The sequence below is a fragment of the Streptococcus sp. 29892 genome, from assembly GCF_032594935.1.
GTDB lineage: Bacteria > Bacillota > Bacilli > Lactobacillales > Streptococcaceae > Streptococcus > Streptococcus hyiners.
In genome coordinates this window covers 1,892,526-1,907,562 of record NZ_CP118734.1, presented here as the reverse complement: position 1 = coordinate 1,907,562, position 15,037 = coordinate 1,892,526, and the positions used below count along the sequence as shown (strand labels likewise).

The following is a 15,037-nucleotide window of genomic DNA, read 5'->3' as shown; positions in this document are numbered from 1 at the left end:
TCCAGTCTTGACATCAGCCTGGCGACAGATTATACTGAAATAAACTTATATTTTGAAGGAGCTACTCATGACCCAATTAGAAATATTTGATACGATTGTAGGCATCATGCAGGAAGATTCGTCTACTAAAAAGGACAAAAAGGGGGCAGATCCGACTCCTTATCGTGACCAGTTACTGACAGACTTGCCCAAAGAAGACTTTATCTATCTGGTTCGGACTTACTTAGCTAGCTTTGGTGTGCTGGGTCATATCTGGTACCATTCCCCTGCCGCACCAAGATTGGGTGCCTTCCTGCGTCGGCATGAAGATTCCCTCTATGTGCTAGACAGTGATAGTGGCAACGGTCTTGAGGTGGGCGACCGCATTATCGCCATAGGTGGTCAACCTCTTGACCAAGTTTATCAGGAGCACCAAGCCTTTTTTGTCAGTCCGACGCCTGAGCGACAGTACATGGAGTGGGCTTATTTGGTCAAAAAAGCAGAGAAGGTCAGTCTTTTTCGTAATGGTCAGTTCTTGCAAGTAGAGATTGGAGATTGTCAAGATTCAGCAGAGCAGGAAGCATTTGCTTGGAACTGGCTAGACGACCATACTCTCTATATGAAAATGGAGAACTTTTATGACGAAGAGAAAATTGGACAGCTCTATACCCAGATAGAGCCTCTGTTGCACATGGTAAAAAACTTGATTATTGATGTCCGTGTCAACAGTGGTGGCAGTGATTCACTCTATTGGCCCTTGCTCAAATATGCCTTGCCAGCAGGGAAATCCTACGATGATATGGTGACGGATGAGGCAGGCATGGAGATTCTCTATACACCGACAAATGTTGCTCACCGACGTAAGTTGTTTGAGCAGGATTTGCGGGATCCTCATCTTTCAGCAGAAAGTCGAGCCTTTACAGAAAGTTTGTTGGCAGACTTGGAAGTACATCAGGGTGCTGGCTTTGTCTGTGCAGATGACGAGGAAGATTACTTGGCAGAATATAGAGGACTTGAAGGTGGACCGAATAAGATTTATATCCTGTCAGATGTTCGTTGTGCCTCTTCAGGAGATAATTTTGTCCAAACCTTTAAACCACTTCCAAAAGTCACAGTGGTTGGGCGGGCGACCTTGGGTATCTTAGATTATTCCAACTGCTGTTTTGCAGAATTTGGCGACGATTACCTGATGTATCCGACCTCACGCAGTTTGGAAATTGACAAGGGAAATGGGATGACAGATAGAGGCGTTGAGCCAGATATTTACATTCCCTGGACACCTGAGCATTTGGAAAGAGATGTAGACTTGGACTATGTTTTGAAACTAATTCAAACCAGCGAGATCTTCTAGTTTACTAGTAGGTCTTTGCTTTACCCTGTATTTCCTGTATAATAGACCTATGAAAAGACAGAGCCTTCGAGTTGAATTGTTTCCCCTGAAAAAAGAAGAAATCCTTGCCTACTTAGATGACAAGGGGATTTTGGTAAATGATTATTTCAAGACCTACCTAGCCCAGTCTGCATATCAAGTAGTGGAGGAGCAGCAAGAGTGCTTGGTTGAGATTGTCAGCCTGGTTGATATGGGGTTTGATAGGGAAGCAACTGCTCCTCAGATAGAGGAGAGAGCCGTGGAGATGGGTTATCAACTACCACCAGCTCATCTGGGAGTTTATCTTCGCCTGACCTTGTTGGAACAGGAAGTCAGCCAGAATACCGTACTCTCCCAAGGAAAATCACCAGACGGAGCCATTTGCCTGCTGTCGCCTCAGTTGGAAGAAGAATTCACCTTCCCACGCAGTGTCTATATTCGCAAGGTTGACCAAGACTTGTGGCTACGTGCAGCCCGCTTTGATGACGAGTATGCCTTCCCCTTAACAACACTTTTTGCATTTGTGACGAAAAATGCGAATGAATACAATGAATAAAAAAAGAACATGATATAAGGAGTTTTAATGAAAATCCGCGGATTCGAACTGGTCAGCCAGTTTACTGATGAAAATTTATTGCCAAAACGTGAGACCGCTCATGCAGCAGGTTACGACCTGAAGGCTGCAGAAACCGTCAGCTTGGAGCCAGGTGAGATTAAGCTGGTGCCAACGGGTGTCAAGGCCTATATGCAGGCCAACGAGGTCCTCTATCTCTACGACCGCTCGTCCAATCCTCGCAAGAAGGGGCTGGTTTTGATTAACTCAGTTGGAGTTATCGACGGCGACTACTACGGCAATCCAGCCAACGAAGGCCACATCTTTGCCCAGATGCGAAACATCACAGAAGAAATCGTGGTGGTGGAAGCTGGGGAGCGAATTGTGCAGGCTGTTTTTGCCCCCTTCCTTTTGGCTGACGGCGACCAGGCCGATGGCGTTCGGACAGGTGGATTTGGCTCGACTGGGAAGTAGGAGGACATCATCATCGCTAAGAAAAAAACAACCTTTGTCTGTCAATCCTGCGAGTACCACTCGCCCAAGTATCTGGGCCGTTGCCCCAACTGTGGCTCCTGGTCTTCCTTTGTCGAGGAAGTGGAAGTCGCTGAAGTCAAGAACGAGCGGGTCAGTCTGACAGGTGAGAAGACCCGCCCTATGAAGCTCAATGAAGTGTCGTCCATTCAAGTGGCCCGCACCAAGACCAACATGGAGGAGTTTAACCGCGTCCTCGGTGGTGGAGTGGTGCCGGGCAGTCTAGTTCTCATTGGAGGCGATCCAGGGATTGGGAAGTCCACCCTGCTCCTGCAAGTATCGACCCAACTTTCGACTATTGGCACCGTCCTCTACGTGTCGGGTGAGGAGTCTGCACAGCAGATTAAGCTTCGTGCCGAGCGTTTGGGCGACATTGACAGCGAGTTCTATCTCTATGCGGAGACCAATATGCAGAGCATTCGGACCGAGATTGAGAAAATCAAGCCAGATTTCCTAATTATCGACTCTATCCAAACCATCATGAGCCCTGACATCTCCAGCGTGCAAGGCTCTGTCAGTCAGGTCCGTGAAGTGACCAATGAGCTCATGCAGATTGCCAAGACCAACAATATCGCAACCTTTATCGTCGGCCACATGACCAAGGAAGGAACCCTGGCTGGACCTAGGACCCTGGAGCACATGGTGGACACCGTTCTTTATTTTGAGGGCGAGCGGCAGCACACCTTTCGTATCTTGCGGGCGGTCAAAAACCGCTTCGGCTCTACCAATGAAATCGGCATTTTTGAAATGCAGTCGCAGGGCTTGGTCGAAGTTCTCAATCCAAGTGAGGTCTTTCTGGAAGAGCGTCTGGACGGGGCGACAGGCTCTGCTATTGTCGTGACCATGGAGGGCACCCGCCCTATCCTTGCCGAAGTACAGGCTCTGGTGACCCCGACCATGTTTGGCAATGCCAAGCGGACTACGACAGGCTTGGATTTCAACCGTGCTAGCTTGATTATGGCGGTTTTGGAAAAACGGGCAGGCCTGCTCCTCCAAAACCAAGATGCCTACCTCAAGTCAGCAGGCGGTGTCAAACTGGATGAGCCAGCTATTGACCTGGCAGTCGCAGTTGCCCTTGCCTCCAGTTACAAGGACAAGCCAACCAACCCACAAGAGTGCTTTATAGGCGAAATAGGTCTGACAGGGGAAATCCGCCGCGTCAATCGGATTGAACAACGGATTAACGAAGCCGCCAAATTGGGCTTTACTAAGGTCTATGCCCCTAAAAATTCCCTGACAGGAATCAAGGTACCAAAGGAAATCACTGTTGTCGGCGTGACAACCATTGGCGAAGTCTTGCAGAAAGTATTCAACTGATAAAATCATTCGGGAGTGACAGCTAGTCGCTCCTCTTTTTGCGACAAATGGTCGGGAATGTGATAAGCTAGGTCTAACCTATTTCTGAAAAATTCAGAAATTCTCATCAGACAAGGAGGTCCTATGTCTTATTTTCAAAACTTTATGAAGGCCAACAAGGCCTATGTTGACCTGCATGGTACCTATCACCTGCCGCTTAAGCCCAAGACCAAGGTGGCTATCGTGACCTGCATGGACTCACGACTTCACGTTGCTCAGGCTTTGGGCTTGGCTCTGGGTGATGCCCACATTCTGCGGAATGCAGGTGGGCGCGTGACGGAGGACATGATTCGTTCGCTAGTCATTTCCCAGCAGCAACTTGGTACGCGGGAAATCGTGGTGCTCCACCATACAGACTGCGGTGCCCAGACCTTTACCAATGAAGAATTTGCGGTCCAACTCAGGCGGGATTTGGGAGTGGATGTGGCTGGTCAGGACTTTCTTCCTTTTACAGACATTGAAGAAAGCGTTCGTGAGGATATTACTCTCTTGAAGCAATCTCCGCTCATCCCTGACGACGTTGAAATTTCTGGTGCGGTTTATGATGTGGATACGGGCCGTATGACAGAGGTTATATGATGACAGGAGGAATCTAATTGTTTGGATTCCTTTATTTTTTTACAAAGATACTTGACAGGGTTTAGTTTAAGTTGTAGAATTGTGTTATAGAAACAATACAAAAGGAGTTAATAATGATTTGGTTTGTTTTAGCTTGTTTTTGGTTTATTATAGCAATCCTGTGGTTAACAGGTACATTTCGTAAAAAATAGGAGGCAACTATGTCAGACAATCGTATGAAATACACAATCGACAGCAATATGCAATTTCCTTTGGTGGAAATCGCCTTGGAAGCTGGGGAATCAGCTTATATTCAACAAGGAAGCATGGTCTACCATACGCCGAGTGTGACCTTGAATACCAAGCTTAATGCCCGTGGAGGCTCTGGTTTTGGTAAATTGATGGGAGCCATCGGTCGGTCAATGGTATCAGGCGAATCTATGTTTATCACGCAAGCCATTTCCAATAGTGACGATGGAAAAATTGCACTTGCGCCTTCAACGCCAGGTCAGGTCATTGCCTTGGAACTTGGGGCAGAACAATACCGTCTTAATGATGGCGCATTTCTTGCCCTTGATGGTTCAGCTCAGTATAAGATGGAACGCCAAAGTGTTGGTCGTGCCTTCTTTGGTGGTCAGGGTGGCCTCTTTGTTATGACGACTGAGGGTAAGGGTACCCTCTTGGCAAATGCTTTCGGGTCGATTAAGAAGATTGAATTGGATGGCGGGAGTATTACCATTGATAATGCCCATGTGGTAGCTTGGAGCCGTGACCTCAACTACGATATTCATATGGAAAATGGTTTCCTACAATCCATTGGTACTGGCGAAGGGATTGTTAATACCTTCTCGGGCTATGGGGAAATCTATGTACAAAGCTTGAATATTGAAACCTTTGCTCAAGTTATCGGTAGCCATATCGTAACAGGTGGGGATGGTGGAGGAGGTAGTACATCTCTCCTTGATGCGATTTTTTAAGACTCAACCAGCTACGGCTGGTTTTTTGAGTGTCCAATTATACCACTTACTGGCATTTTTTGACCACTTGCTGAAATGCCCTTGCAAAATTCGAGTAAGTTGATATAATAAAACCAGAAAAAGCAAAGGAGGTCGTATGAAAGTTCGGATTGAATTAGATGATAGCTTAGAGCAAGTCGAAGTGATTATCAGAAGTAGCCAACTAGGACCAGAGTTGGAACGCATCCAGCAGGCTTTGCAACAGGTTAGCCGTCCCTCGCTTGTCTTTTACAAAGGAACTAGTGAATATTTCTTGAAACTAGAAGACCTGCTCTTTTTTGAAACGGATGGAACCAAGATGATGGGGCATACCAGGGATGATGCCTATGAAGTCAAGATGAAACTCTATGAACTGGAAGACTGCCTCCCTGCTTATTTTTGTCGGGTTTCCAAGTCAACCATTGCAAATAGCAAGGCTGTTTATTCGCTGGACAAATCCTTTTCAGGAACTAGTCGGATTTCCTTCTATCAGACTCACAAGGAAGTCCACGTGTCGCGGCATTATTATCATTTATTAAAAGAAAAGTTACGAGAAGTGAGGTAGAAAAATGAAAAAAAATGGTTTAGGAATTGCCCTGCTGGTCTTGGCAGGCTTGGTCTTGTTTCAAGACTACTTGCCGGCTATTGAGCTTCCTCTTTGGAAATTGGCACTGGTAGTCGGTTGGAGTTATCTTCTCCTAAAAGCAATAATTAGAAGACAGTTAGTTACAAGCTTTGTGTGGGGAACTTTGGTCTTTATTATTTTGAACAACCACTTTGACTGGGTGGACATCGATACTTGGACACTGATTGTGGGTGCAGGCCTAGCCTGTGCGGGTTTGCAGCTCTTATTCAAGCCCAAGAGACCAGATGTGAGCAGTACCGGAGTGATTGGCGATAAGGGTCGGGAAATAGCTTTTGGCTCCTCTACTCGCTACATTCATGAGGAAAATTTTACCTACGATAGTGTGGAAGTGGCCTTTGGCTCCAGTATGGTTTATTTTGATCAGGCGATTATTCTGGGAGATAAGGCTGAATTTCATATAGATGCAGCTTTCTCATCAGTTAATCTTTATCTGCCGGCAAATTGGCAGGCGGTCGTGGAGCTAGATAGTTCCATGTCTGCTGTCAATAACTATGCAACTGGTATAGGAGAAAAGATGCTGCATATCACAGGAGATATGGCCTTCTCCACTTTGAATATCTATTACACCTAGAGTGAACAGAGAGCAGTCTATTCAGGCTCCTCTGCAGGTTGAAGAGTCAGAATATTCTGAAAACCACTCAAAAGAAAGGGATTATCATGAAAAAGATTTTGAAAAATGCTACCTACCTATGGGTACTGACTGCGGATATGTTGTCCAATTTTGGCGATGTGGTCTATTATTTGGCCTTGATGAACTATGTTTTGCTGGTGCCCAACAGCCGTCTGGCTCTGGCAATCGTGACCTTCTCGGAAATCTTCCCTAGCTTTATGGGACTCTTTACAGGCTATCTGGCAGATAAGACGGTCAACAAAATCAGCACTATCAAGCTGACCCTACTCTTTCGTGTTCTTCTCTACCTCATCCTCGGCTTCTGCATGGGCTTTGAGCCAGCTCTCTGGATTGTCGTGGTGGCTGCAACTTTCAATGTCTTTGCAGACTTCGCTGGCTTCTATGAAAACGGCCTCTATACACCTCTGGGATTGCGCGTAGCGCCCAAGGAAGAGCGGGAGCAGTACTCGGCCTTTCGCCAGACCGTGACCAGCCTTCTCAACATCGCCTTTCAGGCCCTCTCTGCCCTCTTGGTCGGCCTCCTCTCCTACCAAAACCTGGCCTTTCTCAACGCCGGCACCTTTTTAGCCGCCCTCCTCATCATGCAACTGCTGACGCCAGCCTTTCGCAAGCTCCTGACGGAGCAGCCTTTGAAAATAGCAGAGCAGCCGAGCCAGACTGAGCAAAAAACCAAGGGACCAGGCATTCTAGCTTCTTTCAAGCAAGCAATCGTGGAGCTGCGTAAGATTCCCGAGTTCCGTCTGGTCCTGATTACCAGCCCTCTTATCAATGCCTGCGGAGCCATCCTTTATCCTATTCTGGTCCTGCTGATTAGCGAAGACCCAGGCCTCGTCTTCCTTAATGTTGAAACAACCCTTGCCCTGACCATTCTGATCTTCTTTGTCGGCAATATTCTGGGTTCGACCTTGGTCTTTAGCCTCTTCAAAAAGACCAGCATGGTGACGCTTGAAGTGGCAGCCACTTTCTCTCTACTTGGCGTGTTTGTCGGAATGTTGCTACATCAACTGCCAATTATTTTCTTCTTCCTTACTACAATGGGAATTAGCTTTGGTGCCAGCGGTCCTAAGTTTAATGCCAAGTTTGTCAATTCTATGCCAGAGGAGCAACTGGCAACTATCGGCGGTGCAGTATCGACCTACTTTATGCTGGGTCAGGCCTTTGTTCGACTACTTGTTTCAGGTCTGGTATTGGTGTTAACAGTAGATCAGATTAGCGGACTTTTCCTAGCAGCTACTGGAATCTTAGTCCTCTATGTCCTCTACTGGCTGGCACGCAACCAAAAAACACCTCAAAATCAGCCCAACTAGGCTGATTTTTCTGTTTTCTTACTCGTATCTATGCTATAATGTTCTTGATTGAAATTTTACAGGAGAGAAACATGACTAAACCAATTCGTGTGCGTTACGCACCAAGTCCAACGGGACTTTTACATATCGGAAATGCTCGTACAGCATTGTTCAACTATCTTTTTGCCCGTCATCATGGCGGTACTTTCCTTATTCGTATCGAGGACACAGACCGCAAGCGCCATGTGGAAGACGGAGAGCGTTCTCAGCTGGAAAACCTGCGTTGGTTGGGTATTGATTGGGATGAAAGTCCAGAAACCCATGAGCAATACCGCCAGTCTGAGCGTTTGGACATTTACCAGAAGTATGTGGATGAGCTCTTGGCAGAAGGCAAGGCCTACAAGTCTTACGTGACCGAAGAAGAGTTGGCGGCGGAGCGTGAGCGTCAGGAAGCTGCAGGCGAAACACCTCGCTACATCAACGAATACCTTGGCATGTCTGAGGATGAAAAAACGGCCTACATCGCAGAGCGTGAGGCGGCTGGCATTGTCCCAACTGTTCGCTTGGCTGTCAATGAAGCTGGTATCTACAAGTGGAATGACATGGTTAAGGGTGAAATCGAGTTTGAAGGTGGCAACATCGGTGGCGACTGGGTTATCCAGAAACGCGACGGTTACCCAACCTACAACTTTGCCGTAGTTATTGACGATCATTTGATGGAAATCTCACACGTTATCCGTGGGGATGACCACATTGCCAATACACCCAAGCAGCTCATGGTCTATGAAGCACTTGGTTGGGAAGCGCCAGAATTTGGTCACATGACTTTGATTATCAACTCTGAAACTGGTAAAAAGTTGTCTAAACGTGACACCAACACCCTTCAGTTTATCGAGGACTACCGTCGTAAAGGCTATATGCCGGAGGCTGTTTTCAACTTTATCGGTCTCTTGGGTTGGAACCCGGGTGGTGAGGAAGAGATCTTCTCCCGTGAGCAATTTATCCAACTCTTCGATGAGAACCGTCTCAGCAAGTCACCCGCTGCCTTTGACCAGAAGAAAATGGACTGGATGAGCAATGAGTACATCAAAAATGCTGATTTGGAAACTATTTTCAATCTTGCTAAACCATTCTTGGAAGAGGCTGGTCGCTTGACAGACAAGGCAGAAAAATTGGTGGAACTCTACAAGCCACAGATGTCATCTGCGGATGAAATCGTTGGTTTGACAGACCTTTTCTTCTCTGATTTCCCAGAATTGACGGATGAGGAAAAAGAAGTCATGGCAGGTGAAACTGTTCCGACTGTCCTCAATGCTCTTAAGGAAAAATTGGAAGCCATGACGGACGAAGATTTCCAACCAGATAATATCTTCCCACAAATTAAGGCTGTTCAAAAAGAAACAGGCATCAAGGGCAAAAACCTCTTCATGCCAATCCGTATCGCCGTTTCAGGCGAAATGCATGGACCAGAGTTGCCAAATACCATTTACCTACTCGGCCGTGAAAAATCTATCCAGCATATTGAGAATATGTTGAAGAGTTTGTAATGAACAAATCCCCACTGTCATATATGGCGGTGGGGATTTGTTATAGTTTAAAACTATGGAAATAAGCTTGAAAACGATATAACCAGTTTCTGAAAATTCATGGTATGATAGACTAATCACAAGAATTTAGGAGAGTGTATGGAAAATCATAATTTTGAAAATCAGGGTACTTTTAATCGAGAGATGAACAGTCGTCATTTGCAGATGTTGTCTATCGGTGGGGTAATCGGAACTGGTTTATTCTTAAGTTCAGGCTATACCATTGCACAGGCTGGGCCATTTGGAGCTATTGCGGCCTATCTATTTGGAGCTGTCATGGTTTACTTGGTCATGTTCTCTTTAGGTGAATTGTCGGTTGCAATGCCGGTGACTGGATCTTTCCACACCTATGCGACCAAGTTTATCAGTCCAGGTACTGGTTTCATGGTGGCCTGGATGTATTGGCTTTGCTGGGTCGTTGCTCTGGCCTCGCAGTTTGTGGGGGCAGCCCAGCTCATGCAACGCTGGTTTCCTAGTGTGCCGATTTGGATTTTTGCGACGATTTTTGCGGTTATTGTCTTTGGATTGAACACCCTATCTGTCGGTTGGTTTGCCAAGGCGGAGGATTCACTCTCGTCTGTCAAGGTCTATGCCATTGCAGCTTTTATCGTGCTTGGGACTTTGGCTATTTTTGGTATTTTGCCATTTGAGGGAACCAAAGCTGCGCCGCTATTTAACAATATCACAAGTAACGGCTTACTTCCTAACGGTCTGGTTGGTTTTATCACGGTCATGCTGTCTGTTAACTATGCCTTTTCAGGTGTGGAAATGATCGGAATTGCGGCAGGTGAAACAGATAATCCCAAGAAAGCTGTACCGCAAGCCATTAAATCGACAATCGGTCTCTTGGTCATCTTCTTTGTCCTAACAATCGTTGTTTTGGCAGCCTTACTTCCTATGTCAGAAGCAGGTGTGACAGAAGCACCGTTCGTACTTGTCTTGGACAAGATAGGTTTTCCTTATGCTGCTGACATTATGAACTTTATCATCTTGACAGCTATCTTATCTGCATCGACTTCTGGTCTCTATGCTTCAAGTCGTATGCTGTGGTCTTTGGCCAATGAAGGCATGATTAGTAAGGAATTGGTAAAAATTAATAAACACGGTGTTCCCATGCGTGGCATGATTTTGTCCATGATTGGTGTTGTAATCGCTTTGATTGCGTCTATTTATGCAGAAGATACAATCTTCCTGGCCCTAGTTTCTATCGCTGGTTTTGCGGTTGTCATTGCATGGTTGGCTATTCCGCTTGCACAAATCGGCTTCCGACGTGAATTTTTGAAGAATCATAGCGAAGATGAATTGGAATACAAGACACCCTTTTCACCAACTTTGCCGTGGATTACGGTTGTTTTGTTGGTTATTTCCATCATCGGAATCGGTTGGGATCCTTCTCAGCGTGCTGGTCTTTACTTTGGTGTGCCATTCATGATTGGCTGCTATATTTATCACTATATCCGCTTTAAAAAGTGGTAGGAGGGATCGAGTATGGGTCGTTTTAAAGAACTATTAGAACAAAAGGAATACATCATTTTGCACGGTGCTCTGGGAACAGAATTAGAGTTTCGAGGTCATGATGTATCGGGCAAGCTCTGGTCTGCCAAATATCTATTGGAAAATCCCGAGTACATCAAGGATATTCATAAGGACTACGTTCGTGCTGGGGCCGACTTGGTGACAACCTCAACCTATCAGGCGACCTTTGAAGGACTGGCAGAAGTTGGTTTGTTACCAGCAGAGGCAGAGGAACTCATTCGCTTGACCGTTGATTTGGCCAAGGAAGCGCGTGATGAGGTCTGGGCAGAATTGTCTGAAGCTGAAAAAGTACAACGAACCTACCCTCTCATTTCAGGTGATGTGGGTCCCTACGCTGCCTATTTGGCCAACGGTGCTGAATACACGGGTGACTATGGCAACATTAGTCTGTCAGAGTTAAAAGACTTCCACCGCCGTCGAATTCAGCTTCTCTTAGAACATGGGGCTGAGCTCTTGGCATTGGAAACCATTCCAAATGTTCTTGAAGCCCAAGCTTTAGTAGAGCTGTTGGTAGAGGATTTTCCAGAGGCTGAAGCCTATATCAGCTTCACATCACAGGACGGTCAGTCGATTTCTGACGGAACGTCTATTGAAAAAATAGCAGAGCTGGTCAACAGTAGTGAGCAGATTTTGGCGGTTGGTCTTAACTGTACGGCTCCTTCGCTCTATTCAGCCTTTCTCAGTCAGTTGAGAGAAAAAACGGATAAACCATTTGTCACCTATCCAAATTCTGGGGAAGTCTATGATGGAGCCACTCAAACTTGGAAGGAAAAAGCAGACGACAGCCATTCCCTTCTGGATAATACACTTGAATGGCACAAACTGGGTGCCAAGGTAGTTGGAGGGTGTTGCCGTACCCGACCAGCTGATATAACTAGCCTAGTTGCAGGTTTGAAATAAAAGTATCCCCGCTGTCACATGACGGTGGGGATTTGTCTGTTAGGGGAATTTAGCTTTCTAAAAATAGCCTCTCCACATAGCCTTTCTGCCTTGGAATGACTAGCTCTGTTTCCAGGAAATCTTTCAACTTTTCTTGTGGGACCCAGATGTAGTTGCTGGTTTCTTCGGCTTGGAGTTGGATAGCAGCTTTGTCCCAGTCGGTTTCAGCCCAGTAGCAGTGGAAAATGCACTGGTCATCATGGGCGATAAAGTGTGTATGGTGGCGGAGTTGGTCAGCTGTCAGCTCAATGCCTGTCTCTTCGCGGACTTCGCGTAATATGGCCTGCTCTGCTATTTCCCCAAACAAGGCCGAGCCTCCTGCTGTTGCTTCATAATAGTCAGGGTAGGAGGGCTTGGTGCTGTCGCGTTTCATGAAGAGAGTGCTGCCGTCGTGGTGGCGGATGATACATTCGACGACCAGGTGGTAGAGGCCGTGGGGAATGGATTCTCCTCGTGTGAGGGTGTGGTCGGTCAAGTGACCGTCGGCTGTGTAGGCGTTCCAGATTTCCATAGCTTGCTCCTTTTCTATCTTTCTATTATAGCATAGGAAATTTTCCTGTGAGCTTGTACGGACAAATGTGTGGTATAATGGGCTGACGAAAGTAAAGGAGAAATTTATGCAGCCTATTATTCCTCATCTCTGGTATGACACAGAGGCAAAAGAAGCGGTGGCTTTCTACGTGGACCTCTTCGGTGGCAAGCTTGACTGGACTTACACCATTACGGATACGCCTTCGGGTGATTCGGATTTGATTCAGTTTCAACTGGGCGATATGACCTTGGCGGCTATTAGTGCGGGTCCATACTTTAAGCTCAATGAATCCATGTCTCTCATGGTCAATGTAGCCAGCAAGGATGAAGTGACACGTTTGTACCAAGCCTTGTCAGAAGGCGGTCGTATTCTCATGCCTTTGGGAGAATATCCCTTCAGCCCTTACTATGTCTGGTTGGAAGACCGCTTTGGTCTGTCTTGGCAACTGTCTTATGCACCGGACTTGGACAAGCCATATCAGTTTGACATCTGCCTGCTCTTCTCACAGGACCAGGTTGGTTTGGCCCAGCCTATGCTAGATTATTACAAGGATAAGTTGCCTCAGGCTAGTGTCGGTCAACTTTCCTACTACGGTGAGGGGGAGGCTGCTGTTGAGGCTGCTAAACTGAATTATGCGGAACTTATCGTCGGTGGACAGAAAATGATTGTTATGGACCACGGTTACGGTGGCGAAGCGTCTTTCAACGAGGCCTTCTCGCTCATGGTCTATGTGGATAGTCAGGACGAACTCAATTTCTATTATGACCTCCTGTCAGCAGTGCCAGAGGCGGAAATGTGCGGTTGGGTCAAGGACCAGTTCGGTATTTCTTGGCAGATTGTACCGCGTATGTTGATGGAAGCATACGATACGGCTAGCCCAGAAACCGTCAAGGCTGTTAATGATGCCGTTCTGCAGATGCGTCGTCTGGATTTTGACCAGATTAAAGAGATTTTATCCTAAAAAGCTGACTTCGGTCAGTTTTTCTTCTTGTGGACAGTCAACAGAGAAGTTTTTTCAAATGCAACTGAGGTGGTAGATTATTTGGCTAGCAAGGGAATGCCCTTTCGCCAGGCTCATGAAATTATTGGAAAACTGGTCTTGGAATGCAGCAAGGCAGGTTACTATTAACAAGATGTGCCCTTGGAATGCTACCAAGAAATTTCTGATTTGATTGAATTGGACATCTACACGGCACTTCAATCAAAAACAGCAGTCCACCGTGTCAATCGCTTGACGGGACAGTTTTTGCATAATTTTATCTGCGAATGCAACAAGCAAATGAGCAATTACTAGTTTCAAAAAGCCTCTAAACGTGATGTTTATTGGCTTTTTTGAATTTTATGGTATAATAGAGGTAATTTTGAAAGATGGAGTGACGGTTTGAAGAAAAGCTATCGTGTCAAGCGTGAACGAGATTTTAATGACATTTTTACAAAAGGAAAGAATGTAGCCAATCGGAAGTTTGTGGTTTACTGCTTACCCAAGGACCAGGCTCATTTCCGAGTAGGCCTATCTGTCAGCAAAAAATTGGGAAACGCTGTCATGAGAAATCGCATTAAGCGAAGACTTCGCCATGTCCTGATAGAATGCCAGCAAGAGTTGGTGACGGATGACTTTGTAATCATCGCTCGTAAAGGAGTTGAAGAGCTGTCCTATCAGGAAATCAAGAAAAACCTCATCCATGTTTTAAAACTAGCTAAATTATACCAGGAAGGTGTTGCGATTGAAAAAGAATCTTAAGTGGGCTGGGCTACTGACCACAACTCTACTCGTGCTAACCGCTTGTGGAACAGGAACAGCCTCCAGTCAGTCTTCGGGCGCATGGAATGGATTGATTCATTGGTTTGCTAGCATTATTCAATTCTTGTCCATCAACGGTCAGATTGGTATCGGGATTATTCTCTTTACGATTATCATTCGGACTATCTTATTGCCTTTGTTCCAAATTCAAATGAATTCTTCGCGTAAGATGCAGGAACTTCAACCCCAGCTACGTGCTTTACAGGAAGAGTATGCTGGAAGTGATATGGATACTCGTCAGAAATTATATGAGGAAACACGAAAACTCTATAAAGAGAACGGTGTCAACATGACCTCATCCATGTGGCCACTCTTAATTCAGATGCCGATTTTGCTAGCTCTCTATCAAGCTCTGATAACGGAGGAAGCTCTCAAGGTTGGACAGTTCCTCTGGGTAAATCTTGGTGAAGCTGACCCCTATTTTATCTTTCCAGTTTTAGCAGCAGCCTTCACCTTCTTAAGTACTTGGTTGGCCAATAAGGCAGCCATTGAGAAAAACGGTGCCATTACAGCTATGATGTACATCATGCCAGTACTGATTTTCTTCTTTGCTGTTACAGCCGCTAGTGGTGTGGCCCTGTACTGGACGGTATCTAACGCTTATCAAGTGGTTCAAACCTTGGTGTTTAATAATCCTTTTAAAATCATAGCAGAGCGTCAAGCTAAAATTGATGCTGAAAAAGAGCGTCAAGCTAAAATCAGACGGGCTCAGAAAAAGGCTCGCAAACAGAAGTAGGAT

16 protein-coding genes and 1 pseudogene are annotated in these 15,037 nt (G+C 46.0%); 16 read left to right on the top strand and 1 reads right to left on the bottom strand.

The window, feature by feature from the left end; genetic code table 11:
- The first annotated feature begins 67 nt into the window (after positions 1–67).
- The 12 genes from PW220_RS09560 to mmuM all read left to right on the top strand — a co-directional run bounded on the left by PW220_RS09560 (position 68) and on the right by mmuM (position 11,926).
- Complete coding sequence (locus PW220_RS09560; RefSeq protein WP_248055702.1) at positions 68–1,330, top strand: S41 family peptidase; 1,263 nt, start codon at positions 68–70, stop codon at positions 1,328–1,330.
- A 49-nt stretch (positions 1,331–1,379) separates the two neighbouring features.
- A complete protein-coding gene (locus PW220_RS09555) occupies positions 1,380–1,904 on the top strand; it encodes a hypothetical protein (RefSeq protein WP_248055699.1) in 525 nt (174 codons plus the stop codon).
- 27 nt (positions 1,905–1,931) lie between these two features.
- On the top strand, positions 1,932–2,375 hold the full coding sequence (locus PW220_RS09550) for a dUTP diphosphatase (protein WP_105210133.1): 444 nt from the start codon (positions 1,932–1,934) through the stop codon (positions 2,373–2,375).
- Positions 2,376–2,381: 6 nt separating this feature from the next.
- Positions 2,382–3,749 (top strand): DNA repair protein RadA, encoded by a 1,368-nt coding sequence (gene radA / locus PW220_RS09545; protein ID WP_024398839.1) that lies wholly within the window; start codon positions 2,382–2,384, stop codon positions 3,747–3,749.
- 123 nt (positions 3,750–3,872) lie between these two features.
- Entirely contained in the window at positions 3,873–4,367 is a 495-nt protein-coding gene (locus tag PW220_RS09540; protein ID WP_248055698.1) for a beta-class carbonic anhydrase, read from the top strand.
- A 200-nt stretch (positions 4,368–4,567) separates the two neighbouring features.
- Complete coding sequence (locus PW220_RS09535; RefSeq protein WP_172018867.1) at positions 4,568–5,323, top strand: TIGR00266 family protein; 756 nt, start codon at positions 4,568–4,570, stop codon at positions 5,321–5,323.
- 136 nt (positions 5,324–5,459) lie between these two features.
- Positions 5,460–5,906 carry a LytTR family DNA-binding domain-containing protein gene (locus tag PW220_RS09530; RefSeq protein WP_105118601.1) on the top strand — a complete coding sequence of 149 codons (447 nt, stop codon included), beginning with the start codon at positions 5,460–5,462 and terminating at the stop codon, positions 5,904–5,906.
- A gap of 4 nt (positions 5,907–5,910) precedes the next feature.
- The gene (locus PW220_RS09525; protein WP_248055695.1) at positions 5,911–6,558 is read left to right on the top strand and encodes a hypothetical protein; all 648 of its coding nucleotides are present in this window, start codon (positions 5,911–5,913) and stop codon (positions 6,556–6,558) included.
- Positions 6,559–6,644: 86 nt separating this feature from the next.
- Positions 6,645–7,925, top strand: a complete 1,281-nt coding sequence (locus tag PW220_RS09520) for an MFS transporter (RefSeq protein WP_248055694.1) — start codon at positions 6,645–6,647, stop codon at positions 7,923–7,925.
- Between the two features lie 71 nt (positions 7,926–7,996).
- Positions 7,997–9,451 (top strand): glutamate--tRNA ligase, encoded by a 1,455-nt coding sequence (gene gltX / locus PW220_RS09515; RefSeq protein WP_105118598.1) that lies wholly within the window; start codon positions 7,997–7,999, stop codon positions 9,449–9,451.
- A 138-nt stretch (positions 9,452–9,589) separates the two neighbouring features.
- A complete protein-coding gene (locus PW220_RS09510) occupies positions 9,590–10,966 on the top strand; it encodes an amino acid permease (protein WP_105117245.1) in 1,377 nt (458 codons plus the stop codon).
- A gap of 12 nt (positions 10,967–10,978) precedes the next feature.
- Positions 10,979–11,926: a homocysteine S-methyltransferase gene (gene mmuM, locus PW220_RS09505; protein WP_248055692.1), complete on the top strand. Its 948-nt coding sequence runs from the start codon at positions 10,979–10,981 to the stop codon at positions 11,924–11,926.
- A 49-nt stretch (positions 11,927–11,975) separates the two neighbouring features.
- Here mmuM and PW220_RS09500 read toward each other — a convergent pair whose 3' ends face one another.
- Positions 11,976–12,476 carry an NUDIX hydrolase gene (locus PW220_RS09500; protein ID WP_248055684.1) on the bottom strand — a complete coding sequence of 167 codons (501 nt, stop codon included), beginning with the start codon at positions 12,474–12,476 and terminating at the stop codon, positions 11,976–11,978.
- Between the two features lie 106 nt (positions 12,477–12,582).
- Between PW220_RS09500 and PW220_RS09495 the strand changes: the two genes are divergently transcribed.
- The 4 genes and pseudogenes from PW220_RS09495 to PW220_RS09480 all read left to right on the top strand — a co-directional run bounded on the left by PW220_RS09495 (position 12,583) and on the right by PW220_RS09480 (position 15,034).
- The gene (locus PW220_RS09495) at positions 12,583–13,458 is read left to right on the top strand and encodes a VOC family protein (RefSeq protein ID WP_248055683.1); all 876 of its coding nucleotides are present in this window, start codon (positions 12,583–12,585) and stop codon (positions 13,456–13,458) included.
- Positions 13,459–13,509: 51 nt separating this feature from the next.
- A pseudogene (locus PW220_RS09490) lies at positions 13,510–13,791 on the top strand (hypothetical protein); the annotation flags it as partial.
- 87 nt (positions 13,792–13,878) lie between these two features.
- The gene (rnpA, locus tag PW220_RS09485) at positions 13,879–14,238 is read left to right on the top strand and encodes a ribonuclease P protein component (protein ID WP_105117249.1); all 360 of its coding nucleotides are present in this window, start codon (positions 13,879–13,881) and stop codon (positions 14,236–14,238) included.
- On the top strand, positions 14,222–15,034 hold the full coding sequence (locus PW220_RS09480; RefSeq protein WP_105117250.1) for a membrane protein insertase YidC: 813 nt from the start codon (positions 14,222–14,224) through the stop codon (positions 15,032–15,034). Before rnpA ends, PW220_RS09480 begins: the two co-directional genes overlap by 17 nt.
- The last annotated feature ends 3 nt before the right edge of the window (positions 15,035–15,037 follow it).